We start from the raw sequence: 25,763 nt of genomic DNA, 5'->3' as shown, positions 1-25,763 counted from the left end.
TCTTTTTGGAATAAGAAAAAATGGAATCATTTAAAATTTAAAAGCTAGTATTTTTAGTCTTATTTAAGTTATCTGCTTTAAAATATGGTATAATGATTGAGTCGGTCTAGAGAAATTTTCGACCGTTTTTAGAAAAAGGAGTAAAAATGAAGAAAAAACTTATGGCAGGAGCCATCACACTTTTATCAGTAGCAACACTTGCAGCTTGTTCAAACAGTTCTGAAGGAAAAGATTTGATCAGCATGAAGGGCGATGTGATTACAGAACATCAATTCTTTGAAGAAGTAAAGAACAATCCAACTGCTCAACAAGTCTTGCTCAATATGACCATCCAAAAAGTATTTGAACAACAATATGGATCAGAGGTAACGGATAAAGATGTGGATGACGCCGTTGCTGAAGAACAAAAGAAATACGGTGATAGCTACAACAGCGTCCTTCAACGTGCAGGTATGACTCCTGAAACTCGTAAAGCTCAAATTCGCACCAGCAAATTGGTTGAATTGGCAGTTAAGAAGGCTGCTGAGAGTGAGTTGACAGACGAAGCCTACCAAAAAGCTTTTGAGTCTTACACACCAGATGTAACGGCTCAAATCATCCGATTGGATAATGAAGACAAGGCAAAAGAAGTGCTTGAGAAAGCTAAAGCAGAAGGAGCGGATTTTGCCCAGCTTGCTAAAGAATACTCTAACGACGATAAAACAAAAGAAAATGGTGGCGAAATCACTTTTGACTCTGCTTCTACAGAACTTCCAGAACAAGTCAAAAAAGCAGCCTTTGCCTTGGATGTGAATGGTATTTCTGATGTGATTACAGCTACCGGAACACAAGCATACAGCAATCAGTTCTACATCATCAAAGTAACGAAGAAGACAGAAAAATCTTCTAACTTGGATGATTACAAAGAAAAATTGAAGACAATCATCTTGACTCAAAAACAAAATGATTCTGCCTTTGTTCAAGGAGTAATTGGTAAAGAATTGCAAGCAGCAAACATCAAGGTTAAAGACCAAGCCTTCCAAAACATCTTCACCCAATACATCGGTGGTGGTGACTCAAGCTCAAGCAGCAGCTCTTCATCTAACTAAGAACTTAAAATACAAATCTCAAAAGAGGTTTGTATTTTTTATGCTTGAAACTAGAAAATGAGTAAAATTCGAAGGATTAAAGGATAAGAGTTTTTTTCTTTCTGAAAAAGTGGTATAATAGCAATCAAAACTAGAAAATAAAACGGAATTGGGAACAGAAGCGTCTGTTCCTATTAGAGTGGTGAAATATGAAAATTAGTAAAAGGCACCTACTAAACTATTCCATTTTGATTCCTTACTTCCTTTTATCGATTTTGGGGCTGATTGTGGTATATTCGACAACGAGTGCAACCTTGATCGAAGAAGGAAAAAGTGCCTTTCAATTGGTGCGTAACCAGGGGATCTTCTGGATAGCTAGTTTGATTCTGATTGCCTTAATCTATAAATTAAAATTAGGTTTCCTAAGAAACGGTCGTCTCATCTTTATCGTAATGATTGTGGAGATGGTTCTTTTAGCTCTGGCGCGACTGGTCGGAACACCTGTCAATGGAGCATACGGATGGATCTCTGTAGGACCTGTAACGATTCAGCCTGCAGAGTACCTTAAGATTATCATCATCTGGTACCTGGCACATCGATTTTCAAAACAACAAGATGAGATTGCGGTTTATGACTTCCAGGTTTTGACACAGAATCAGTGGCTGCCTCGAGCTTTTAACGACTGGCGATTTGTTCTGCTGGTTCTGATTGGTAGCTTGGGAATTTTTCCAGACTTGGGAAATGCGACCATCTTGGTCTTGGTGGCGCTCATCATGTATACGGTTAGTGGGATCGCCTATCGTTGGTTCTCGACCATTCTGGCTCTCTTGGCAGGGAGCTCAATGTTAGTCTTGTCTGTCATTCGCTTTGTTGGGGTTGAAAAGTTCTCTCAAATTCCTGTATTTGGCTACGTTGCTAAACGTTTTAGTGCCTTCTTTAATCCCTTTAATGACTTGGCGGGGGCAGGACACCAGCTCGCAAATTCCTACTATGCAATGGTAAATGGAGGCTGGTTTGGATTAGGTTTAGGAAATTCCATCGAGAAACGAGGTTATTTGCCAGAAGCCCACACAGATTTCGTCTTTTCGATTGTCATCGAGGAGTTTGGATTCGTTGGAGCCAGTATGATTTTGGCTTTACTCTTCTTCTTGATTTTGCGAATCATCTTGGTTGGTATTCGAGCAAAGGATCCCTTTAACTCCATGGTTGCTATCGGTGTCGGAGGCATGATTCTTGTGCAGGTCTTTGTCAATATCGGTGGGATTTCCGGTTTGATTCCTTCTACAGGGGTAACCTTCCCCTTCCTTTCACAAGGTGGGAACAGTCTACTGGTATTATCCGTAGCCATCGCGCTTGTACTGAACATTGATGCCAGCGAAAAACGTGCCAAGCTTATCAGCGAATACGAGAATCAAACTGATGAAAGTCTGTAAGGATTGTATGGAAAGGAAAGTATATGTCTCTTCAAAAATTAGAAAACTATAGTAATAAAGCAGTCGTCCAAGAAGAAGTCTTGATTCTGACTGAGCTATTAGAAGATATCACAAAAAATATGCTGGCGCCAGAAACCTTTGAAAAGATTATCCAGTTGAAGGAATTATCAACTAGCGAGAATTATCAAGGGCTCAATGACCTAGTGACTAGTCTTTCGAATGAAGAAATGATTTACATTTCTCGCTATTTCTCAATCCTTCCACTTTTGATTAATATCTCTGAGGATGTGGATTTGGCCTATGAAATCAATCACCAAAACAATGTGGACCAAGACTATCTAGGGAAACTATCTACAACAATTAAGATGGTATCTGAAAAAGAAAATGCAGCCGATATTTTAGAAAAGTTAAATGTCGTTCCTGTCTTGACCGCCCATCCAACGCAAGTACAACGCAAGAGTATGTTGGATTTGACAAATCACATCCATAATCTTTTGCGTAAGTACCGTGATGTCAAACTAGGTTTGATTAACAAAGAAAAATGGCACACGGATCTCCGTCGTTATATTGAGATTATTATGCAAACGGACATGATTCGTGAGAAGAAGTTGAAAGTAACCAACGAAATCACCAATGTGATGGAGTACTATCAAAGTTCTTTCTTGAATGCTGTTCCACGTTTGACGGCTGAGTATAAGAAACTAGCTAAGGAACAAGGTATCGAACTCCAACATCCAAAACCGATTACCATGGGAATGTGGATTGGAGGAGACCGTGATGGCAATCCTTTCGTAACTGCTGAAACCCTCAACAAATCTGCCTTGACCCAGTGTGAAGTCATCATGAATTACTACGATGAGAAAATTTATAACCTCTATCGTGAATTCTCACTCTCAACCAGTATTGTGAATGTCAGTAACAAGGTTCGTGAGATGGCTCTTAAGTCACAGGATAACTCGATTTATCGTGAAAAAGAACTCTATCGTCGTGCCCTCTTTGACATCCAAGCAAAGATGCAGGCAACCAAGACCTATCTTATCGAAGATAAGGATGTTCATCCGAGATATGCTACCGCAGATGAATTTTATCAAGACTTGTTGGCCATCCGAGATTCTCTATTAGAGAACAAAGGTGACTATCTGATTTCAGGAGAATTTGTCGAATTGATGCAAGCTGTCGAAATCTTTGGCTTCTATCTCGCCTCTATCGATATGCGCCAAGATTCAAGTGTTCATGAAGCTTGTGTGGCTGAATTGTTAGCATCAGCTGGTATCAACGATCATTATAGCGACCTTTCTGAAGATGAAAAATGCGCTCTCCTCTTAAAAGAGTTGGAAGAAGACCCTCGTATCCTCTCAGCAACTCATGCTGAAAAGTCAGAACTACTTGAGAAAGAACTGTCTATCTTTAAAGCTGCCCGCAAGTTGAAGGATAAACTGGGTGAAAATGTCATTCGTCAAACCATCATTTCTCACGCAACAAGTGTTTCCGATATGCTAGAACTAGCCATTATGCTTAAGGAAGTAGGCTTGGTTGATGCTCAAAAAGCCCGCGTTCAGATTGTTCCCCTCTTTGAAACGATTGAGGACTTGGATCATTCGGAAGAAACCATGAGAAAATATTTCTCTCTACCTTTGGCTAAAAAATGGATTGCTTCAAAAGATAACTACCAGGAAATTATGCTGGGCTACTCTGATAGTAACAAGGACGGTGGTTATTTATCATCATGTTGGACCCTGTACAAGGCGCAACAACAACTAACTGCTATCGGTGATGAATTTGGCGTTAAGGTCACTTTCTTCCATGGTCGTGGTGGTACTGTGGGTCGTGGTGGTGGCCCGACTTATGAAGCTATCACATCTCAACCACTCAAGTCTATCAAGGACCGTATCCGTCTGACTGAGCAAGGAGAAGTGATTGGGAATAAATACGGAAACAAAGACGCTGCATATTACAACCTTGAGATGTTGGTTTCTGCAGCCATTAACCGTATGATTACCAAGAAGAAGAGTGATACCAACACATCAAATCGTTACGAAGCTATCATGGATCAAGTAGTGGATCGTAGCTACGATATCTACCGTGACTTGGTCTTTGGAAATGAACATTTCTATGACTATTTCTTTGAGTCCAGTCCGATTAAGGCTATTTCAAGCTTCAATATCGGTTCGCGTCCAGCAGCTCGTAAGACTATCACTGAAATTGGCGGTTTGCGTGCCATTCCTTGGGTCTTCTCATGGTCACAAAGCCGTGTCATGTTCCCTGGTTGGTACGGAGTGGGATCAAGCTTTAAAGAGTTTATTGATCAAGATCCGAAGAATATCGAGTTTCTTCGTGACATGTACCAAAACTGGCCTTTCTTCCAATCTTTGCTTTCCAATGTAGATATGGTCTTGTCAAAGTCTAACATGAACATTGCCTTTGAATATGCCAAGCTCTGTGAAGATGAAAAAGTGCAAGCTATCTTTTACACTATTTTAGATGAATGGCAATTGACCAAGGATGTTATTTTAGCTATTGAAGGTTATGATGAACTCTTGGCAGAAAACTCTTACCTAAAAGACAGTCTAAACTATCGTATGCCTTACTTTAATATCCTTAACTACATCCAGTTGGAGTTGATCAAACGTCAACGTCGAGGTGAATTGTCAACAGACGAAGAAAGATTGATTCATACAACCATTAACGGAATTGCAACTGGTTTGCGTAATTCAGGCTGATATTCTACAAACTTCCTCTTTTTTCAAGGGGAAGTTTTTGAATTGTTTAAAAAATTCTAAAAATAAGCTTGACAAGTAGTTGAAAAATGATATAATTTAAACATTCAGAAAGTAATCTTGCTCATTTTTTAGAGAGTCTGTGGTTGGTGAAAGCAGATAGATGAAATTGATGAAATTGGGCTGAATGTACTTAAGAATTTGAAATCATAAAAATTCGGTGAGCACACCTTACAGTGCAACTCGTTATTGCGAGAAAGAGCGATAGGGATATTCCCTATAATTGAGGTGGCACCGCGCATCGACGTCCTCACACAAGTTTTTTGTGTGAGGACTTTTTCTATAGGGAGGAAAGATATTGGAATTTAAACGATGGCATCGCTTGATGATGTGATTTAAAAAGTTAAGGTAAAAGAATTAAGGAGAAAGAAAAATGAAAAATAAACGTTTGATTGGAATTGTCGCTGGATTAGCAGTATTGGTGGTGGCTAGCTTGATTTATTCATCAATGAACAAGCCAGCAGCTAAAGAAGAGCAAAAGGTCGCTAAGGTTGGTGTCCTTCAATTTGTTAGTCACCCATCCTTGGACTTAATTTACCAAGGGATTCAAGATGGACTAGCTGAAGAAGGCTATAAGGACGACCAAGTAAAAATCGACTTTATGAACTCAGAAGGTGATCAGAGCAAGGTTGCAACCATGAGTAAACAATTGGTAGCAAATGGAAACGACGTTGTTGTTGGGATTGCGACACCAGCTGCTCAAGGACTTGCTAGTGCTACAAAAGACCTACCTGTTATCATGGCTGCTATTACAGACCCAATCGGTGCTAACTTGGTCAAAGATTTGAAAAAACCAGGTGGCAACATTACAGGGGTGTCAGATCATAACCCAGCTGAACAGCAAGTGGAATTGATTAAAACTTTGACACCAAATGTCAAAACAATCGGCGCTCTTTACTCAAGTAGCGAAGATAACTCAAAAACACAGGTAGAAGAATTCAAGGCTTATGCTGAAAAAGCAGGTTTGACAGTCGAAACATTTGCTGTGCCATCAACCAATGAAATTGCTTCAACAGTTAATGTCATGACAAGCAAGGTCGATGCGATTTGGGTTCCCATTGACAACACCATCGCATCCGCATTCTCAACAGTTGTTTCAAGCAACCAAACAGCTAAAAAGCCAATCTACCCAAGTGCTACTGCCATGGTAGAAGCAGGTGGATTAGCATCTGTAGTAGTTGACCAACACGATCTTGGAGTGGCTACTGGTAAAATGATTGCCAAAGTTTTGAAAGGTGAAAAACCAGCTGATACGCCAGTTAATGTCTTTTCAACTGGTAAGTCAGTGATTAATAAAAAACTAGCGCAGGAACTTGGTATCACCATTCCTGAGTCCGTTCTAAAAGAAGCAGGACAAGTGATTGAATAAAGATAAAGGAGGAGCTGGACACATCTCCTCCCATTTTTACTAAAGAAAGAAATGAGTGAAAGATTATGATAGTATCCATTATTTCTCAGGGGATGGTCTGGGCGATTTTAGGTTTGGGAATCTTTATGACTTTTCGAATTTTGAATTTCCCTGATATGACTACTGAAGGTTCTTTTCCTCTTGGGGGAGCAGTAGCTGTAACCTTGATAACACAGGGAGTCAGTCCATTTTTAGCGACCTTAGCTGCAGTAGGAGCAGGTTGTCTAGCTGGTATGGCGACAGGTCTCTTATATACCAAAGGAAAAATTCCAACTCTCTTATCAGGGATTCTGGTCATGACTTCCTGCCATTCCATCATGCTCATGATTATGGGACGTGCCAATCTAGGACTTCTTGGAACCAAGCAAATTCAGGATGTCTTGCCTTTTGATTCAGACCTTAACCAACTCCTGACTGGATTAATCTTTGTAACTCTTGTTATTGGTCTCATGCTCTTTTTCCTTGATACCAAACTAGGTCAAGCCTACATCGCTACAGGTGACAATCCTGATATGGCTCGTAGCTTTGGTATCAATACGGGTCGTATGGAACTCATGGGTTTGGTTCTATCAAATGGGATTATCGCGCTTGCAGGGGCCTTAATTGCTCAACAAGAAGGATATGCGGATGTTTCTCGAGGAATCGGCGTGATTGTCGTAGGACTTGCTAGCTTGATTATTGGTGAGGTTTTGTTCAAGAGTTTAACCTTGGCAGAGCGTCTCATGACCATTGTCGTAGGCTCTATCGCTTATCAGTTCCTCGTTTGGGGAGTGATTGCTCTTGGGTTTAATACAAGTTATCTTCGTTTGTACAGCGCCTTGATTTTGGCAGTTTGCCTTATGATTCCAACCTTCAAAAGCAAATACCTGAAAGGAGTCAAGTTTAGCAAATGACAGCAATTGTAGAATTAAAAAATGCCACCAAAGTCATCACGAATGGCTTTAATGAGGAAAAAATCATTCTGAATGATGTTTCTCTTGAAATTTTCGAACATGATTTCATTACTATCCTAGGTGGAAATGGAGCAGGGAAGTCAACGCTTTTTAACACGATTGCAGGTACCTTACCTTTGACAAGTGGAAGTATTCGTATCATGGGCGAGGATGTGACGCATTTTTCACCTGAAAAGCGGGCTAAGTACTTGTCTCGTGTCTTTCAGGATCCTAAGATGGGGACGGCTCCCCGTATGACAGTGGCGGAAAATCTCTTGATTGCCAAGTTTCGTGGTGAGAAGAGAGGACTCCTGCCTAGAAGGCTTTCAAGCCATAGGGAAGAGTTTCAGACTACCATTGAAAAAGTGGGAAATGGGCTTGAAAAACATTTGGACACTCCGATTGAATTTCTATCAGGTGGTCAACGTCAGGCCCTAAGTCTTTTGATGGCAACCTTAAAGCGACCAGAGTTGCTCTTGTTGGATGAACACACAGCAGCTCTTGACCCAAAGACCAGTGTTGCTTTGATGGAGTTAACAGATGACTTTGTTAGTAAGGATCATCTGACAGCTTTGATGATTACCCACCATATGGAAGATGCACTGAAGTATGGCAATCGTCTGATTGTCATGAAGGAAGGTCGTATCATCCAAGATTTGAACAAAGAAGAAAAAGCAAAAATGAAGATTTCAGACTACTATCAATTATTTGAATAAAGTAGAGAATTTTTCGTCAAAAAATAGAGAAGAAAAACTTAGAAATATGGAAGTGTTTCTGAGTTTTTTATCTTCCCATTCTATCAAGAAAAATAAGGCAAAGAGAATTACGGAAAGTGTATGAAATGGTTTACTTTTTTTCAGAAATAAGCTATACTAGTTAACGTGAAACTATGATAAGATGGAGGTATTGTGTATGGTTGACAAGCAAGTCATTGAAGAAATCAAAAACAATGCCAACATTGTGGAAGTCATAGGTGACGTGATTTCTTTACAAAAGGCTGGACGGAACTATTTAGGGCTCTGTCCTTTTCATGGTGAAAAGACCCCCTCTTTCAACGTTGTTGAAGACAAGCAATTTTACCATTGTTTCGGTTGTGGGCGCTCAGGAGATGTTTTTAAGTTCATCGAAGAATACCAAGGTGTGTCCTTCATGGAAGCCGTTCAGCTCTTAGGAGAGCGCGTCGGTATTCAACTGGCTACGCCGGTACAGTCTCGTCCTCAACAAACTTCCCCTCATCAAGCTCTATACGATATGCATGAAGAAGCGGCCCGTTTTTACCATGCCATCCTCATGACGACCAAGATGGGAGAAGAAGCAAGGGCTTATCTCTACAAACGCGGATTGACAGATGATGTTCTGAAGCACTTCCAGATTGGACTAGCTCCAGCAGAGAGAACTTATCTCTATCAACGTTTGGCTGACAAGTTTGAGGAAAAGGATTTATTGGATTCGGGCTTGTTTTATCTGTCAGATGGTAATCAATTTTATGATACTTTTTTTGGACGGATCATCTTTCCTTTGATCAATGACAAGGGGCAGGTTATTGCATTTTCAGGTCGTATCTGGCAAGAAACGGATAGTCAGACTGCCAAATATAAAAATAGCCGCTCGACTGCAATTTTTAACAAGAGCTACGAATTGTATCATCTGGACAAGGCAAAAAAGGGAACAGGTAAGATTACAGAGCTCTATCTGATGGAAGGCTTCATGGATGTGATTGCAGCCTACCGTGCTGGTATAGAAAATGCTGTAGCTTCCATGGGAACAGCCTTAAGCAAGGAGCATGTTGACCACCTCAAACGCTTTACCAAAAAAATTGTTCTCAGCTATGATGGCGACAAGGCAGGGCAGGCAGCAACAGCCAAAGCTCTGGAAGAATTAAAAAATTTCTCAGTGGAAGTTGTCCGAGTACCTGATGCCATGGACCCAGATGAGTATTTGCAAAAGAATTCTGCTGAAGACCTGGCTTACCTTTTAACCAAGACTCGGATTAGTCCCATAGAGTTCTATATTCACCAGCTCAAGCCGGAAAATAGTGATAACTTACAGGCGCAAATCGAGTTCATTGAAAAGATTGCCCCCCTAATCGCCAAAGAAAAGTCTATCACTGCCCAGAATTCTTATATCCACATTCTGGCGGATAATCTACCTTCTTTTGATTACCAGCAGGTGGAGCAGATTGTAAATGAAAGTCGCATTGTTCAAAGGCAGGAAAGAGTCAAAGAGGAGCAACCTCCAGCAGCGATTAGTTTACATGTAACGCGGCAACTAACAGCAGTCATGGGAGCAGAGGCTCATCTCCTTTATAGGATGGCTGAGAATCCAGTTGTTCTAAATGACTACCGATTAAGAGAAGATTTTTTCTTTGATACCCCAGAATTTCAAATTCTTTACGAATTATTAAGTGCAGAGGGAGAAATCGGATCAGAGGAACTGTCTCATCAGACTCCTGAGGTTGAAAATGCCTGGTACCACGTGCTTAGCTTGGATTTGCCAGCTGAGATGTCGCCTCAAGAACTTTCTGAAGTCGAAGCGACTCGTAACCGTGCCCTCCTCAGCAAGGACAATTTAAGGATTAAAAAGAAAGTGCAGGAGGCTAGTCATGTAGGAGATACAGACACAGCCTTGGAAGAATTGCAACGATTGATTTCCCAAAAGAGAAGAATGGAGTAATAATGGCAACAAAACAAAAAGAAGTAACCACATTTGATGTGCAAGTAGCAGACTTTATCCGTAACCACAAAAAAACAGGAACAGCAACAGACGATGAAATCAACTCAAGTCTGGTTATTCCTTTTACTTTAGATGCAGACGGCATTGAAGACCTTTTGCAACGGATTCAGGATGCTGGAATTTCTATCACGGATAACGAAGGGAATCCAAGTGCACGTGTCCTTAGTACAGAAGAAGAACCAGAACTCAGTGATGAGGATTTGATTGGTTCAACTTCTGCTAAGGTTAATGACCCAGTCCGTATGTATTTGAAGGAAATTGGGGTTGTTCCTCTCTTGACCAACGAAGAAGAAAAAGAATTGGCTCTAGCTGTTGAAGCTGGTGATATCGAAGCCAAACAGCGTCTTGCAGAAGCCAACCTTCGTTTGGTGGTTTCGATTGCTAAGCGCTACGTAGGTCGTGGCATGCAGTTTCTTGACTTGATCCAAGAAGGAAACATGGGCTTGATGAAGGCTGTTGACAAGTTTGACTATTCAAAAGGATTTAAGTTTTCTACGTATGCAACTTGGTGGATTCGTCAGGCAATCACTCGTGCCATCGCTGACCAAGCCCGCACCATTCGTATTCCTGTTCATATGGTGGAAACCATTAATAAATTAGTTCGTGAACAGCGGAATCTCCTTCAAGAATATGGGCAAGAACCAACTCCTGAACAAATCGCTGAGAAAATGGATATGACACCTGACAAGGTACGTGAAATCCTAAAAATCGCTCAAGAACCAGTATCGCTTGAAACACCGATTGGTGAAGAGGACGATAGTCATCTTGGGGACTTTATCGAAGACGAAGTGATTGAAAATCCCGTAGACTACACAACTCGTATCGTTTTGCGTGAGCAGTTGGATGAAGTCTTGGATACTCTCACAGACCGTGAAGAAAATGTCTTGCGCTTGCGTTTCGGTTTGGACGATGGAAAAATGCGTACCCTTGAAGATGTTGGTAAAGTCTTTAACGTAACTCGTGAACGTATCCGTCAGATCGAAGCCAAGGCTTTGAGAAAACTACGTCAACCAAGTCGCAGCAAACCCCTTCGTGATTTTATTGAAGACTAAGAGTGAGGAATAGCATGGCTTATACAGAAGAGCAAATTGAAACGATCAAAACACGCATTTTAAATGCTTTGGAAGAAGTCATCGACCCTGAGTTGGGGATTGATATTGTCAACCTAGGTTTGATTTATGAAATTCGTTTTGATGGTGAGACAGGTCACACTGAAATTGATATGACCTTGACAACTATGGGCTGCCCACTGGCTGACCTTTTGACAGACCAGATACATGATGCGATGACAGATGTGCCTGAGGTAACCAATACCGAAGTTAAATTGGTCTGGTATCCAGCTTGGACGGTTGAAAAAATGAGTCGCTATGCGCGGATCGCCCTAGGAATTAAATAAAGACTAAGAAAAATGTGAGAGACGATTGGAAAATAAGGTAATTTTATCCTTTTTCCTTTGGTCTCTTCTTTCTTTTGCTGATTTTCTGGAAATAAAATGGTATAATGAAAGGTATGGAAAACGAAAAATTGCGTATTAATATGCTAAGTTCAAGTGAAAAAGTAGCTGGTCAAGGAGTGTCAGGAGCTTATAGAGAATTGGTTAGTCTCCTTCACCGCGATGCCAAAGACCAGTTGATTGTTACGGAGAATCTTCCTGTAGAGGCAGATGTAACTCATTTTCACACCATTGATTTCCCTTATTATTTATCTACTTTCCAAAAGAAACGCTCTGGGAGAAAAATTGGCTATGTGCATTTTTTGCCTGATACGCTTGAGGGGAGTTTGAAGATTCCATTTTTCCTAAAAGGAATTGTCAAACGCTATGTTTTTTCCTTTTACAACCGAATGGAACACTTGGTGGTGGTCAATCCCATGTTTATCGAGGATTTAGTGGCTGCTGGTATTCCGCGTGAAAAAGTAACTTATATTCCAAATTTTGTAAACAAAGAAAAATGGCATCCATTACCAGCTGAACAGGTTGCACAACTCCGGAAGGAAATGGAACTTGCGGAGGATCAGTTTGTCGTAATCGGTGCGGGTCAGGTTCAGAAACGTAAAGGAATTGATGATTTTATCCGTCTTGCTGAGGAATTGCCAGAAATTACCTTTATCTGGGCAGGTGGTTTTTCATTTGGTGGGATGACAGATGGTTATGAACGCTACAAGAAGATAATGGACAATCCACCCAAAAATCTTATTTTCCCTGGAATTGTGTCACCGGAACGGATGCGGGAACTTTACGCTATGGCGGATCTATTCTTGCTACCAAGTTACAATGAACTATTCCCAATGACCATCTTAGAGGCAGCTAGTTGTGAAGCACCGATTATGCTAAGGAATTTAGATCTATACAAGGTCATTCTGGAAGGAAATTATCGTGCTACCAGTGATGTTTCAGAGATGAGAGAAGCTCTTCTCGAATACAAAAATCATCCTGAAAAGTTGAAAGACTTGAAAGAAAAAGCTAGAGAGATTTCTAAAGAGTATTCCGAGGAGCATTTGCTGGAAATCTGGTTGAAGTTCTATCGGGAGCAGGCGGCTTTGGGCAAAAAGTGAGGTAATTTATGCGAATTGGTTTATTTACTGACACCTATTTCCCTCAGGTTTCTGGGGTTGCGACCAGTATTCGAACCTTAAAGACAGAGCTTGAGAAGCAAGGACATGCAGTTTTTATCTTTACAACAACAGATAAAGATGTGAATCGCTATGAGGATTGGCAAATTATCCGAATACCGAGTGTTCCCTTCTTTGCATTTAAGGATCGACGATTTGCCTACCGAGGTTTTACAAAGGCGCTTGAAATCGCCAAGCAGTATCAACTCGATATCATTCATACGCAAACAGAGTTTTCACTAGGTTTGTTAGGGATTTGGATTGCAAGAGAGTTAAAAATTCCTGTTATCCATACCTACCACACCCAGTACGAAGATTATGTGCATTATATTGCGAAGGGTATGCTGATTCGTCCAAGTATGGTAAAATATCTGGTACGGGGCTTTCTTCACGATGTTGATGGAGTGATTTGTCCTAGTGAGATCGTTCGGGACCTTCTCTCTAAGTACAAGGTCAAGGTTGAAAAGCGGGTTATTCCAACTGGTATTGAGTTAGCTAAATTTGAACGCCCTGAGATTAAGGAAGAGAATTTAGCTTCCCTTCGATCTAAACTTGGAATAAAAGAAGACGAGAAAATGTTACTGAGTCTTTCTCGTATCTCCTATGAGAAGAATATCCAAGCGGTACTGGTTTCCTTTGCGCAGGTTTTGAAAGAAGAAGACAAGGTGAAACTGGTTGTTGCTGGTGACGGTCCTTATTTGGACAGTCTGAAAGAACAAGCCGTCCAGTTACAAATTCAAGATCAGGTGATTTTTACTGGTATGATCGCCCCAAGTGAAACAGCCTTGTACTATAAGGCGGCAGACTTCTTTATCTCTGCATCCACTAGTGAAACCCAAGGGTTGACTTATCTAGAGAGTCTAGCTAGTGGAACGCCTGTCATCGCTCATGGCAATCCTTATCTGGATAATCTGATCAGTGACAGGATGTTTGGAACGCTCTACTATGGAGAACATGATCTTGCAGGTGCTATTTTGGAGGCCTTGATTGCCACTCCAGATATGGATGAGCAAAAGTTGGCTGACAAGTTGTATGAGATTTCGGCTGAGAATTTTGGGAAACGAGTTCATGAGTTTTACCTTGATGCGATTATTTCAAATAATTTTGAACAAGAATTGCTCGATGGAGAACCTATGAGTCAACGTTTTCTAAAAACTATTTTATATCTCCCTCAACAAGCAGTCAGCGTCCCGGTAAAAGAATCTAAACGCATTCTGAAAGCGTCTAAAAAACAGTTGTCCAGTATGCGAGACTACTGGAAAGATTAACAAAAAGTAAAAAAGGAGGAATAAAAGATGGCGAAAAAATTTATGAGAAGTGGGAAAGATCAGAAAATTGGAGGCGTTTGCGCAGGTGTTGCCCACTATTTTGATATTGATCCGACGATTGTCCGTGTGATTTGGGGAGTTCTAGCCTTTTGTTATGGAGCAGGGGTTCTTGCTTACTTGATTTTGTGGGCAATTGCACCTGTTTCTACAGAATATTAAATTAAAATTATAGAGTGAAAAGGAGAAACTATGGCTTTTGGAGATAATGGTAACCGTAAAAAAACAATGTTTGAAAAGGTGACACTTGTTGTCGTGCTCATCATGTTGTTTGTGACCCTTGCTGGTATCTTTGCAACGGCGCTTGGAGCTTTTAGCAGATTCTAAGCAAGTTGTTTAGACAGAAACAATAACTAATGACTGGGATTTCCCAGCCTTTTTAAAGTGAGAAGAAAATATGAGTATGTTTTTAGATACAGCCAAGATTAAAGTCAAGGCTGGTAATGGTGGTGATGGCATGGTTGCCTTTCGCCGTGAAAAATATGTCCCTAATGGAGGTCCTTGGGGTGGTGATGGTGGACGTGGAGGTAACGTTGTTTTCGTGGTAGACGAAGGCTTGCGTACCTTGATGGATTTCCGTTATAACCGTCATTTCAAGGCTGATTCCGGTGAAAAAGGAATGACCAAAGGAATGCACGGACGTGGTGCAGAAGATCTTCGTGTTCGCGTACCACAGGGAACTACTGTACGTGATGCGGAAACAGGAAAAGTCATTACAGACTTGATTGAACATGGTCAAGAATTTATCGTGGCTCATGGCGGTCGTGGCGGTCGTGGAAATATCCGCTTTGCAACACCAAAAAATCCTGCACCTGAAATCTCTGAGAATGGAGAGCCGGGTCAGGAACGTGAGTTGCAACTGGAATTAAAGATCTTGGCGGATGTCGGCTTAGTAGGTTTTCCATCTGTCGGAAAGTCAACTTTGCTTAGTGTCATTACTTCAGCCAAACCAAAGATTGGTGCCTACCACTTTACGACCATTGTTCCTAATTTGGGTATGGTTCGTACGCAGTCAGGTGAGTCCTTTGCCGTGGCGGACCTTCCAGGTTTGATTGAGGGAGCTAGTCAGGGTGTTGGTTTGGGAACTCAGTTTCTTCGTCATATCGAACGTACTCGAGTTATCCTCCATATCATCGATATGTCGGCTAGTGAAGGACGTGATCCTTATGAGGACTACCTTGCTATCAATAAGGAATTAGAATCCTACAACCTTCGTCTCATGGAACGTCCGCAGATCATTGTAGCCAACAAGATGGATATGCCTGAAAGTCAGGAAAATCTTAAAACTTTCAAGGAAAAGTTGGCAGCAAACTACGACGAGTTTGAGGAACTTCCAGCCATCTTCCCAATTTCTGGATTGACCAAGCAAGGTTTGGCAACTCTTTTGGATGCGACAGCTGAATTGTTGGATAAAACTCCTGAGTTCTTGCTCTATGATGAATCCGATATGGAAGAAGAAACTTACTATGGCTTTGATGAGGAAGAAAAAGCCTTTGAAATTAGCCGTGATGATGATGCAACTTGGGTACTTACTGGTGAAAAACTCATGAAACTCTTTAACATGACCAACTTTGACCGTGATGAGTCAGTCATGAAGTTTGCTCGTCAGTTACGTGGTATGGGAGTTGACGAAGCCCTTCGTGCACGTGGTGCCAAAGATGGCGACTTGGTCCGCATCGGCAAATTTGAGTTTGAATTTGTAGACTAGGAGATTGATATGGGAGATAAACCGATATCATTCCGAGACGCAGATGGAAATTTTGTTTCTGCAGCAGACGTATGGAATGAAAAGAAACTAGAAGAATTGTTTAATCGTCTCAATCCCAAACGTGCTCTTAGATTGGCACGTATGAAGAAAGAAGAAACACTTTCAAATGAATAAAAGAATCCCGTGATTTTAAATCACGGGATTTGTTCTATTCGCTAAAGAAAAATGGCGGGGCATATTTTTTAAGATTTTCAAAACATGTTTGTGCTTTTGTAGCATCTTCGCAGATGATCATGCAGACATCGTCTCCGCATAGTGTAGCAACAACATCTTTGAAATCAAGGGCATCAATGACAGCTCCAAATGACTGAGCCAAACCTGGAAGAGTCTTTAGAATGACTTGGTGTTGGACAGGACGTAACATGACAAGAGCATCTTCCATATAGTTTTCCAAGCGTTTCTCCCATTTAGAAATAGAACCAGTATTTAGTACATAGTAAGACTGATCTTCTTCCCGAACTTTTGAAAGGTTCATAGTCTTGATATCACGAGATAAAGTTGCTTGTGTGACTTGGATATCATTCTCAGCTAGTAAGGCTTGTAATTCTGCTTGGGTATGAATTTTATTTTTTGAAACGAGGGCGCGGATAAGTTGGTGTCGATGTTCTGATTTGTTCATAAAGTAAGTACTCCTTTTAAAAGGTACAGTAAGCGTGGACTGAACGAAAACGTCAGTCGGGTGGTAGGCGGTATTGTCACGTATGATGATGTCAAAGTCAGTAGTATAAAGAACTAGAGGGAGAGAATTTCCTTCTTTTAACTTGTCACTAGTATGGTGCAGATGAATGAGATATCTGTTCGTTCATCACCATTGATGTTCTTTAATGACAGTGTATCATCCAATTAGGGTAGCTTTTGTCACGGCTTGTTGTGAATTTCCTCTAAATGTCAATTCACAGAGATTTTCCAACATGTGGTGTGGTAGCGTGTATGATAAATTGTGACACATGTTGGTTGGGGGGAGTATCTTTTGTCCAAGGTTCATCTAGAGGCTTATTAAAATCTCTTATTTGAACTGGATTTGATACGAAGTTTATGTTTAGTTGGACTGTTCAAGTGGAAAACTTTGGTTATAGGAAGTTCAATGGTCATATTCATTGACTTTTCCTTGGAATATTTCCATATTGAAAATCTGGTACATTATACCTTTTGACAAGGTAGGATAAGACTAGACTGTGCTAAATCAACAGTCAACTGATAGTCTGTATTATCTCGAATTGTAATCTCAAAGTCTGTGGTGTAGAGAACCAAACGGAGAGTATCTCCTTCTTTAAGTTTGTAGATAGTTGGTTGAAGATCTAGCTTGAAGTCCATCCATTCATTGGGTTGGATTTCTTCAATCGTCAAGAGATTGGTTCGATTTTGAAGATTAAGGTAGCCTTTGGTGATGACACGTTGGGCACTTGGGTTGAATGGTAGTTCACAGAGATTTTCTAACATGTGGTAACGGCCATTATCAATGGTTCTAGCACTTAAAACCGATGGATAAGGCTGTAGATATTTCTTTTGTCCAAGTTCTAACAGTTGGGCTGATAAGAGCCCCTTGTTTGTACTTGATTTGAGACGAAGTTTCAGCTCAACTCGACCATTTAAATGAATGTCTTGACTTACTGGAAGGTCAATGGTGATCTGATTGGCTTTTCCTTGGTAAAGTTCTGTGTTGAAAGTCTGGTAAGTATTGCCATAACGCTCAAAATCTTCTTGTTCATAGTGGTTCTGAATCACTTTTTCTTCAGTTCCAAGTGAGAAAGTATGCAATTTATCTTGCTTGCCAAAGTCATCAAGACTCTGCCATGTTTGCGGTGCGGTATTGTCTTGCCAGATAACAGTAGGAAGCTGATAGTCTGTTGCAAGTCCTAACAATTTCTTACTTAACAAGGCATTCATGGATTCGCGGAAGTCTATGGACTGCCAGTTATTCATATAAACATGGGCACCATGATGGAAAAAGAGGTGCTTATTGATATGAGCTGGAAGAGCATGAAACATCTGGTAAACATGAAGTGGTTTGACATTCCAGTCCTGGGAACCATGTGTAAAGACGACCTCAGCTTTAACCTTGTGAGCATTAAGTAGATAGTTGCGGTCATGCCAAAACTGATTGTAGTCACCAGTCTTGCGATCTAATTGTTCTTTTACCTTTTCTAAATCTGCTTTGTGGGCTTCATTAGCACGGATATAGTCACCGGCTAAGAGATTGCGGGAGTAGGTCAATTCAGCAAGTGAGTCAAAATCCTCACCTGGATAACCTCCAGGGCTGGTTACCAGGCCATTTTCACGATAGTAGTTGTACCAAGAGGAAATACCTGCTTCTGCGATAATCACTTCCAAGCCATCAACTCCAGTGGTCGCAAGACCATTGGACATGGTACCTAGATAAGAAAGGCCAGTTGTGGCAACTTTGCCATTGGACCAATCAGCCTTGACCTCACGCTTGCGCGTGTGATCCGTAAAGGCACGACAACGACCGTTAAGCCAATCAATGATATTTTTATAGGCTTCAATCTGCTGGTAGTCACCGTTAGTCATCAAACCTTGGGAATCCTTGGTGCCAACACCAGACACATAAAGATTGGCAAATCCTCGAGGGAGGAAGTAATCGTTGAGAGTGTAAGAACTATTGATGTGAGTTAGCTTTTCTTCAGACTCAGAGACGAGTTCGGCTTGACCAAGAGGCTCGACAAAATCAACCTCAGGCTTCTCAAGTTCAATAATATGGGCAGGTTTGACCTCCAAGTCTCCTTCCATCTTGTAGAGAGCCTTGTCGCTGGCTTTGTCGTTGGTCCCTTGGTGATAAGGACTTGCTGTCATAACTGCAGGGATTTGTCCATCATAGCGAGGACGAATAATGCTGACCTTGACTAAATCAGGGAGACCGTCTTTATCAGTATCCACACGACTCTCTACATAAACAACTTCACGAATGACATCATGACTAGAGAAGGTTGCCAAGCTCTTGCCGTTAAAGTAGTGGTAGTGATTGTCTTCTGCAATAAGTCCATCACTAACAAGTTGGTCGATGAGCGTATTTCCCTTTTTGGTTCGAGTATTGAGCAAATGGTAGAGATTTTCAATCAAATCTCCATAAATAACAGGAAATCTAGTTTCTTTACGAAACTTCTCAGCATCCTCAAAATCAATAAGATAGTTAAAGCCTAAAAGTTGAAAAACTACGGTATAGAAAATATCAGCTGTCAGCTCTTTATCAGACTGAAAGAAGGTCAGTAGATCCGTTTCTCTATCTGCAGCTAGGGTAGATAGAGCGTAATCGGTATTAGTATAGGTGAAGAAACTCCAACGAATGAAGTCTTCAAACTGTCTCTTTATAGGCAGTTTAGATGATAGCTTTAAGCCAAGACTCTCTAATTCATCTAATAGTTGAGAACGAGGAGTGGGCAAGTAGCTGAATTGATTAAAACGCATGGCGCTCTCCTTTGAAGTGATAAATTTATTATATCAAAAAAAGAGGAAAAATGGAATAAATAAACTCAAATGAAATAAATTTTAAAAATAGGAATGAACTTTAAGCAAGTTATTATAAAATATTGAATAAATCTTCTAATTAAAAGCCACCTTAAAGATATTTATATGTAAATTTGCATAAGGGATTTTATTTCAATATTCGTCACTTAGCATAAAAATGTCCAAAATTACCATTAAAACTATTATAAGATATAGATATTTTATTATTCTTAATTTTCATTTTCAAGAAACATAAAGGATGAACAGTTGAAAAAATTTCAACAAGGTTTTGAAAGAAAGAGTCTGAGCCAGTTCATTATGGAACTTAAAATGGTATAATAGTACTATATTTAAAGCAAGGAGGAGATGGAATGATTGCACAGCTCGATACCAAGACTGTTTACAGTTTTATGGAAAGTGTGGTTTCGATTGAAAAATATGTACATACAGCTAAAGATTATGGCTATTCTCACCTTGCTCTCATGGATGTGGATAATCTCTATGGAGCTTATCACTTTTTAGAGGTGACTCGAAAATATGGAATCCAACCTTTAATTGGTCTTGAAATGACCTTAATTATAGATGAGAAGGCGATTTCTTTCCGTTTTCTAGCTCTATCTACTAAAGGTTACCAAGAGTTGATGAAGTTATCCACTTTAAAAATGACTGGACGGAAAAATTGGTCTGACTTTTCCAGTCACCTTGAGGATGTTGCTGTTATTGTTCCTTATTTTGATGGAATCGATCAGCTGGATTTAGGTCATGATTATTTTATTGGGGTTAGTCCCGATAGTCACCAAGAAGTCTTTACCAAACCCATTCTTCCACTGTATCAGGTCAACTCCTTTGACAAAGAAGACCTACAGGTTTTACAAATCTTGTCGGCAATTAAGGATAATGTCAGTCTGAGAGAAGTGGATGTGCATTCACAGCAAGGGATCTTTCTACCAGCCTCAGACTTAGAAGCAAGATTTAAAAATCGCTTTCCTCAGGCACTTGCCAATCTTCAAGATTTGATAGAGAATGTTAGCTACCAACTTGATCCAAGCTTAAAACTCCCTCGCTTTAATCCTGAAATGCTTGCAGTAGAAGAACTTAGAGAGAGGGCTGAACAAGGCTTGATAGCCAAGGGGCTAACTTCAGTTATCTATCATGAGCGACTGAATGAAGAGTTGGCTGTTATTCATGATATGGGCTTTGATGACTATTTCCTAGTTGTTTGGGATTTGTTGCGTTTTGGACGTTCCCAAGGCTACTATATGGGAATGGGGCGTGGTTCTGCTGTGGGTAGTTTGGTCGCCTACTCACTTGACATCACAGGGATTGATCCAGTTGAGAAGAACCTGATTTTCGAGCGCTTTTTAAATCGTGAGCGTTACACCATGCCCGATATCGATATCGACATTCCAGACCTTTATAGACCAGAGTTCATTCGTTATGTTCGTGATCGCTATGGAAGTCAACATGTGGCACAGATTGTCACTTATTCGACCTTTGGAGCCAAACAAGCAATTCGTGATGTTTTTAAACGCTATGGTGTTCCAGAGTACGAATTAACAAATATTACGAAAAAAATCAGTTTCCGAGATACGCTAACGACGGCCTATGAAAAGAATTTGCAATTTAGGCAGGTCATCAATAGCAAGATTGAATACCAAAAAGCTTTTGAGATTGCTCGTAAGATCGAAGGTTATCCTCGTCAAACCTCTATCCATGCGGCTGGAGTCGTTATGAGTGACCAAGACTTGACGGACTACATTCCGCTAAAATATGGTGAGGATATGCTCATCACTCAGTATGATGCTCATGGTGTTGAAGCCAATGGACTTCTAAAAATGGATTTCCTCGGTTTACGTAACCTGACTTTCGTCCAAAAAATGCAGGAATTGCTTGCGGAGTCAGAGGGTGTTCATCTAAAAATCGAAGAGATTGATCTGGAAGACAGTGAAACTTTAGCCCTCTTTGCAGCTGGAAATACGAAAGGTATTTTCCAATTTGAACAACCAGGAGCCATTCGACTCTTGAAACGGGTGAAACCACAAGTCTTCGAAGAAGTGGTAGCAACAACATCTCTCAATAGACCAGGTGCAAGTGATTATATCGATAACTTTGTAGCTCGAAAGCATGGCAAAGAAAAGGTGACAGTGCTGGATCCTACATTGGAAGACATCCTGTCATCAACCTACGGTATTATGCTCTATCAAGAGCAAGTCATGCAGGTAGCTCAACGCTTTGGAGGATTCAGTCTTGGCAAAGCAGACATTCTCAGACGTGCCATGGGTAAGAAAAATGCCAAAGAGATGCATCTGATGAAGGAAGATTTTATCGCTGGTGCAGTAAAACTCGATCATTCAGAAGAGAAAGCCAACCAAGTTTTTGCCGTGATGGAAAAGTTTGCAGGTTATGGATTTAATCGATCCCATGCCTATGCCTACTCAGCCCTGGCATTCCAACTTGCTTATTTTAAAACCCATTATCCTGCTATTTTCTTTCAAGTCATGTTGAATTATTCGAGCAGTGATTATATTGTAGATGCTCTTCAGATGGGATTTGATGTAGCGCCTTTAGCAATCAACAGCATTCCCTATCATGATAAAATCACCCAGAAGACAATCTATCTTGGTTTGAAAGCCATTAAGGGAATGCCAAGAGATTTGTCTTACTGGATTATTGAAAATCGTCCTTTCTCAAGCATTGAAGATTTTGTCACACGTCTTCCCAAGAATTACAAGAAACTGTCGCTTTTGACTCCTTTGGTTGAACTAGGGCTCTTTGATGACTTTGACAAAAATCGCCAGAAAATCCTAGTGAACCTTCCCAACCTATTTGTTTTTGTTGAGGAGTTGGGTGGTCTCTTTGCAGATGCAAGCTATAGCTGGACTGAGACGGATGATTTTACGGAAGCAGAGAAATTTTACAAGGAGCAGGAACTAATCGGGGTTGGTATCAGTGCTCATCCTTTGCAAACACTTGCCAAACAAGCCCTTTATCCAACGGCACCCATTGCTACTCTCACTGAGGGGTGTCAAGCAACACTTCTAGTTGAAGTGCAAAAAATAAAAGTCATTCGAACTAAGAAAGGAGAGAGTATGGCCTTTCTACAGGTTCACGACAGTAAGTCTAAACTGGATGTGACTGTATTTTCAGATCAGTATCGAAAATTCGCTTCCATTTTATCTGAAGGGAAATTCTACTACATCAATGGCAAAGTTCAATCCCGAGATGGTCGTCTGCAAATGATTGCACAAGATTTGAAAGAAGCAGTGGCGGAACGATTCTGGATTCAAGTTAAAAACCACGACAACGATAAAGAAATTTCAACTATCTTAGATCAACATAAAGGCTCTATTCCTGTAATTATCAGGTATGTTGAGGAGGAGAAAACAATTGTTTCCTCCCAACATTTTGTAAAAAAAGATCCAGTTTTACTGGAAAAATTAGAGGGAATTGTTATGAAAACGATTTATCGCTAAAAATACGGAAAATAGAAGAATTTTCCAATTAAATGTGGTATAATCAGTAAGAATGTTAAAAGAAAAAGGAGCATAACCAAATGAAACGTATTGCTGTTTTAACCAGTGGTGGAGACGCCCCTGGTATGAATGCTGCCATCCGTGCGGTAGTTCGTCAAGCAATCTCAGAAGGAATGGAAGTATTTGGTATCTATGATGGATACGCAGGTATGGTTGCCGGTGAAATCTATCCACTTGATGCTGCTTCAGTAGGAGACATCATTTCACGTGGTGGTACTTTCCTTCACTCTGCTCGTTACCCTGAGTTTGCACAACTCGAAGGTCAACTTAAAGGGATTGAGCAATTGAAAAAACACGGTATCGAAGGTGTCGTAGTTATCGGTGGTGACGGTTCTTATCACGGAGCTATGCGCTTGACTGAGCATGGATTCCCTGCTATTGGTCTTCCAGGAACAATTGATAATGATATCGTTGGTACGGACTTCACAATCGGATTTGATACAGCAGTTACAACTGCTATGGACGCGATCGACAAGATTCGCGATACTTCATCAAGTCACCGTCGTACCTTTGTTATTGAGGTAATGGGACGTAACGCTGGTGATATCGCTCTTTGGGCAGGTATCGCAACTGGTGCTGACGAAATCATCATCCCTGAAGAAGACTTCAAGATGGAAGATATCGTTGCAAGCATCAAAGCTGGTTATGAATGTGGTAAGAAACACAACATCATTGTTTTGGCTGAGGGAGTTATGTCTGCCGATGAGTTTGGTAAAAAACTCAAGGAAGCTGGAGACACTAGTGACCTTCGTGTAACTGAACTTGGACACATCCAACGTGGTGGATCACCAACCGCTCGTGACCGTGTATTAGCATCACGCATGGGTGCACACGCTGTTAAACTTCTTAAACAAGGAATCGGTGGTGTCGCTGTTGGTATCCGTAACGAGAAAATGGTTGAAAACCCAATTCTTGGAACAGCAGAAGAAGGAGCTTTGTTTAGCCTAACAGCTGATGGTAAGATCGTTGTTAACAACCCACATAAAGCTGATCTTGAACTTTCTGCTTTGAACAAGAGCTTGTCCTAATCAACTTTCATTAATTTGGTAACATGACCTTAAAAGGTCGAATTATATAAAGGAGTCACAAAAAATCATGAACAAACGTGTAAAAATCGTTGCAACCTTGGGTCCTGCGGTAGAAATCCGTGGTGGTAAAAAATTCGGTGATGACGGATACTGGGGAGAAAAACTTGACGTTGAAGCTTCAGCTAAAAATATTGCTCAGCTGATTGAAGCTGGTGCAAATACTTTCCGTTTCAACTTCTCACACGGTGACCACCAAGAACAAGGTGACCGTATGGCAACTGTTAAACTTGCTGAAAAACTTGCAGGTAAAAAAGTTGGTTTCCTTCTTGATACAAAAGGTCCTGAAATCCGTACTGAATTGTTCGAAGGTGATGCAAAAGAGTACTCTTATAAAACTGGTGAAAAAATCCGTGTTGCAACTAAGCAAGGTATCAAATCAACTCGCGATGTGATTGCTTTGAACGTTGCTGGCGCTCTTGATATCTATGATGACGTTGAAGTTGGTCGTCAAGTTTTGGTTGACGATGGTAAACTTGGTCTTCGTGTTTTCTCAAAAGATGATGAAACTCGCGAATTTGAAGTTGTAGTTGAAAATGATGGCGTTGTTGCAAAACAAAAAGGTGTAAACATCCCTAACACTAAAATTCCTTTCCCAGCTCTTGCAGAACGTGATAACGACGACATCCGCTTTGGTCTTGAGCAAGGTATCAACTTCATCGCGATCTCATTCGTACGTACTGCTAAAGACGTGAATGAAGTTCGTGCAATCTGTGAAGAAACTGGAAACGGACATGTTCAATTGTTCGCGAAAATCGAAAACCAACAAGGTATCGATAACTTGGATGAGATCATCGAAGCTGCTGATGGTATCATGATCGCTCGTGGTGACATGGGTATCGAAGTACCATTCGAAATGGTTCCAGTTTACCAAAAAATGATCATTACTAAAGTGAATGCTGCTGGTAAAGTTGTTATCACTGCAACAAACATGCTTGAAACAATGACTGAAAAACCACGTGCAACTCGTTCAGAAGTATCAGACGTATTCAACGCTGTTATCGACGGAACTGACGCAACAATGCTTTCAGGAGAGTCTGCAAACGGTAAATACCCACTTGAATCAGTAACAACAATGGCTACAATCGACAAGAACGCTCAAACTCTTCTTAATGAATATGGTCGTTTGAACTCAGATACATTCGAGCGTAACTCTAAGACAGAAGTTATGGCTTCAGCAGTTAAAGATGCTACTAACTCAATGAACATCAAATTGGTTGTTACACTTACTAAGACTGGTCACACAGCACGTTTGATTTCTAAATACCGTCCAAATGCTGACATTTTGGCAATCACTTTCGATGAATTGACTGAACGTGGATTGATGTTGAACTGGGGTGTAATTCCAGTAACAACTGAACGTCCTTCAAATACTGACGATATGTTTGATCTTGCTGAAAAGATCGCAGTTGAACAAGGTTTGGTTGAATCTGGCGACGATATCATTATCGTAGCTGGTGTACCACTTGGAGAAGCTGTACGTACAAACACAATGCGTATCCGTACAGTACGTTAATCTAACTTTTAAAGCCTATCATATCAAGCTCCAAAGCTTGTGTGATGGGTCTTTTTTTTGTGAACAAAAATAAAAAAAGAGGCAGGAAATAATCAAGAGTAATGGGAAAAAATT

20 protein-coding genes and 1 other annotated feature are annotated in these 25,763 nt (G+C 40.7%); of the genes, 18 read left to right on the top strand and 2 right to left on the bottom strand.

Annotated features, from left to right (window positions below; genetic code table 11):
- Positions 1-146 precede the first annotated feature (146 nt).
- The 15 genes from prsA to MK409_RS03410 all read left to right on the top strand — a co-directional run bounded on the left by prsA (position 147) and on the right by MK409_RS03410 (position 16,167).
- The gene (gene prsA / locus MK409_RS03480) at positions 147-1,088 is read left to right on the top strand and encodes a peptidylprolyl isomerase PrsA (RefSeq protein ID WP_268705347.1); all 942 of its coding nucleotides are present in this window, start codon (positions 147-149) and stop codon (positions 1,086-1,088) included.
- Positions 1,089-1,276: 188 nt separating this feature from the next.
- Positions 1,277-2,500: a cell division peptidoglycan polymerase FtsW gene (gene ftsW / locus MK409_RS03475; RefSeq protein ID WP_268705346.1), complete on the top strand. Its 1,224-nt coding sequence runs from the start codon at positions 1,277-1,279 to the stop codon at positions 2,498-2,500.
- 23 nt (positions 2,501-2,523) lie between these two features.
- Entirely contained in the window at positions 2,524-5,220 is a 2,697-nt protein-coding gene (gene ppc, locus MK409_RS03470) for a phosphoenolpyruvate carboxylase (protein WP_268705345.1), read from the top strand.
- 96 nt (positions 5,221-5,316) lie between these two features.
- Positions 5,317-5,532, top strand: a binding site (T-box leader).
- A gap of 118 nt (positions 5,533-5,650) precedes the next feature.
- Positions 5,651-6,646, top strand: a complete 996-nt coding sequence (trpX, locus tag MK409_RS03465; RefSeq protein WP_000792183.1) for a tryptophan ABC transporter substrate-binding protein — start codon at positions 5,651-5,653, stop codon at positions 6,644-6,646.
- 65 nt (positions 6,647-6,711) lie between these two features.
- Entirely contained in the window at positions 6,712-7,578 is an 867-nt protein-coding gene (locus MK409_RS03460) for an ABC transporter permease (protein ID WP_268705344.1), read from the top strand.
- Positions 7,575-8,333, top strand: a complete 759-nt coding sequence (locus MK409_RS03455; RefSeq protein WP_268705343.1) for an ABC transporter ATP-binding protein — start codon at positions 7,575-7,577, stop codon at positions 8,331-8,333. Before MK409_RS03460 ends, MK409_RS03455 begins: the two co-directional genes overlap by 4 nt.
- Positions 8,334-8,529: 196 nt before the next feature.
- On the top strand, positions 8,530-10,290 hold the full coding sequence (dnaG, locus tag MK409_RS03450) for a DNA primase (protein WP_268705624.1): 1,761 nt from the start codon (positions 8,530-8,532) through the stop codon (positions 10,288-10,290).
- 2 nt (positions 10,291-10,292) lie between these two features.
- Positions 10,293-11,402: an RNA polymerase sigma factor RpoD gene (rpoD, locus tag MK409_RS03445; RefSeq protein ID WP_268705342.1), complete on the top strand. Its 1,110-nt coding sequence runs from the start codon at positions 10,293-10,295 to the stop codon at positions 11,400-11,402.
- Positions 11,403-11,416: 14 nt separating this feature from the next.
- Positions 11,417-11,746, top strand: a complete 330-nt coding sequence (locus tag MK409_RS03440) for a metal-sulfur cluster assembly factor (protein ID WP_000331930.1) — start codon at positions 11,417-11,419, stop codon at positions 11,744-11,746.
- A 113-nt stretch (positions 11,747-11,859) separates the two neighbouring features.
- The gene (locus MK409_RS03435) at positions 11,860-12,903 is read left to right on the top strand and encodes a glycosyltransferase family 4 protein (RefSeq protein WP_268705341.1); all 1,044 of its coding nucleotides are present in this window, start codon (positions 11,860-11,862) and stop codon (positions 12,901-12,903) included.
- 8 nt (positions 12,904-12,911) lie between these two features.
- Entirely contained in the window at positions 12,912-14,228 is a 1,317-nt protein-coding gene (locus MK409_RS03430) for a glycosyltransferase family 4 protein (protein WP_268705340.1), read from the top strand.
- Between the two features lie 27 nt (positions 14,229-14,255).
- A complete protein-coding gene (locus MK409_RS03425) occupies positions 14,256-14,447 on the top strand; it encodes a PspC domain-containing protein (protein ID WP_162284807.1) in 192 nt (63 codons plus the stop codon).
- A gap of 30 nt (positions 14,448-14,477) precedes the next feature.
- Positions 14,478-14,612 carry a DUF4044 domain-containing protein gene (locus MK409_RS03420; protein ID WP_000863864.1) on the top strand — a complete coding sequence of 45 codons (135 nt, stop codon included), beginning with the start codon at positions 14,478-14,480 and terminating at the stop codon, positions 14,610-14,612.
- A gap of 70 nt (positions 14,613-14,682) precedes the next feature.
- Entirely contained in the window at positions 14,683-15,993 is a 1,311-nt protein-coding gene (gene obgE / locus MK409_RS03415) for a GTPase ObgE (RefSeq protein ID WP_268705339.1), read from the top strand.
- 9 nt (positions 15,994-16,002) lie between these two features.
- Entirely contained in the window at positions 16,003-16,167 is a 165-nt protein-coding gene (locus MK409_RS03410; protein WP_000502575.1) for a hypothetical protein, read from the top strand.
- Between the two features lie 34 nt (positions 16,168-16,201).
- On the opposite strand, the gene MK409_RS03405 is transcribed toward MK409_RS03410, so the two are convergent.
- On the bottom strand, positions 16,202-16,672 hold the full coding sequence (locus tag MK409_RS03405; RefSeq protein WP_268705338.1) for an arginine repressor: 471 nt from the start codon (positions 16,670-16,672) through the stop codon (positions 16,202-16,204).
- A 521-nt stretch (positions 16,673-17,193) separates the two neighbouring features.
- Positions 17,194-19,476: a Xaa-Pro dipeptidyl-peptidase gene (locus MK409_RS03400; protein WP_268705337.1), complete on the bottom strand. Its 2,283-nt coding sequence runs from the start codon at positions 19,474-19,476 to the stop codon at positions 17,194-17,196.
- Positions 19,477-19,886: 410 nt separating this feature from the next.
- Between MK409_RS03400 and MK409_RS03395 the strand changes: the two genes are divergently transcribed.
- From MK409_RS03395 to pyk, 3 genes are all read left to right on the top strand, one after another.
- Complete coding sequence (locus tag MK409_RS03395; protein WP_268705336.1) at positions 19,887-22,988, top strand: DNA polymerase III subunit alpha; 3,102 nt, start codon at positions 19,887-19,889, stop codon at positions 22,986-22,988.
- Between the two features lie 80 nt (positions 22,989-23,068).
- Positions 23,069-24,076: a 6-phosphofructokinase gene (gene pfkA, locus MK409_RS03390; protein ID WP_096407467.1), complete on the top strand. Its 1,008-nt coding sequence runs from the start codon at positions 23,069-23,071 to the stop codon at positions 24,074-24,076.
- A 67-nt stretch (positions 24,077-24,143) separates the two neighbouring features.
- Positions 24,144-25,649, top strand: coding sequence for a pyruvate kinase (gene pyk, locus MK409_RS03385; RefSeq protein WP_268705335.1), 1,506 nt, complete (start codon positions 24,144-24,146; stop codon positions 25,647-25,649).
- Positions 25,650-25,763 lie beyond the last annotated feature (114 nt).

The organism is Streptococcus oralis (assembly GCF_026782375.1).
Taxonomy (GTDB): Bacteria; Bacillota; Bacilli; order Lactobacillales; family Streptococcaceae; genus Streptococcus; species Streptococcus oralis_CL.
Note: the sequence above shows the minus strand (reverse complement) of the source record. Positions and strands in the feature narration are given on the sequence as shown.